Origin of the sequence: Phascolarctobacterium succinatutens YIT 12067 (assembly GCF_000188175.1) — a bacterium.
Taxonomy (GTDB): Bacteria; Bacillota; Negativicutes; order Acidaminococcales; family Acidaminococcaceae; genus Phascolarctobacterium_A; species Phascolarctobacterium_A succinatutens.
In genome coordinates, this window is sequence record NZ_GL830910.1 from 1 (window position 1) to 868 (window position 868).

The 868-nt window shown below is 34.4% G+C and carries 1 protein-coding gene; it reads left to right on the forward strand.

Annotated features, from left to right (window positions below; translation table 11 throughout):
• Positions 1–264 precede the first annotated feature (264 nt).
• On the forward strand, positions 265–868 hold a 604-nt coding region (locus HMPREF9443_RS10720; protein ID WP_187363712.1), incomplete at its 3' end, for a transposase.

The window sequence follows — 868 nt, forward strand, 5'->3', positions numbered from 1 at the left end:
GGTTCTATAATAAGTGTTGGGGTATTGACTTGAATTAAGTCAATACTTCCAACACTTATTTTTTAGGCAAAAAAATAAAGCATAAAATGCTGGAATTGTAGTAAAATATCATCGACCAAAACAATACAATCTACAAAGGAGAGCAGACACCTTATGCTTCATGACAATTATACACAATCCATTCCTTTTTTTAAAGGGGTAAACACAAAATACTTTGAGGAAGATTAATCAACAGGATCATATAAAGCCTTTATAGAGATGCCTGTGAAAGAACATCGTTGTCCTCACTGCGGTAATAGTACTACTTATATTAAGGATTACAGACTTCAAACGGTTAGAGATTTAGTTGTTTTAGGCAAGCCGTTAATTGTCACAATAAGAAAAAGACGTTATATTTGTAAAAACTGCAATACTACTTTTACTGAAGAAAATCCATATATAAAAAGATATTGCCATTTTCCAGACAGGCTTTATCTTGAATCAATCAAAGAAACTTTCTGCTTGCAGAGCTTTTCATCAATAGCTAAGAGATTTGGCGTATCTGTAACCAGTATAATAAGATGGTTCGACAATCTCAATTACCCTCATCCTAAGTTACCGGAATGCATAGCAATAGATGAATTAAGAGGTAATGCCGGTGGTGAAAAATTCCAGTGCAATATTGCAGATCCTGTAAAACATCAAGTAATAGATATCCTGCCGAGTCGCAATACGGAGAATCTTTGTAAACATTTCTTGGAATATCCATATAAAGAACGTGCTGCGGTCAAGAAGATAATTATGGACTTAAGTACTTTGTTCAGGTCTGTTGCCAAGTCCATGTTTCCAGAAGCCAAGATAGTAGCAGATAAGTTTCATGTTATCAGAG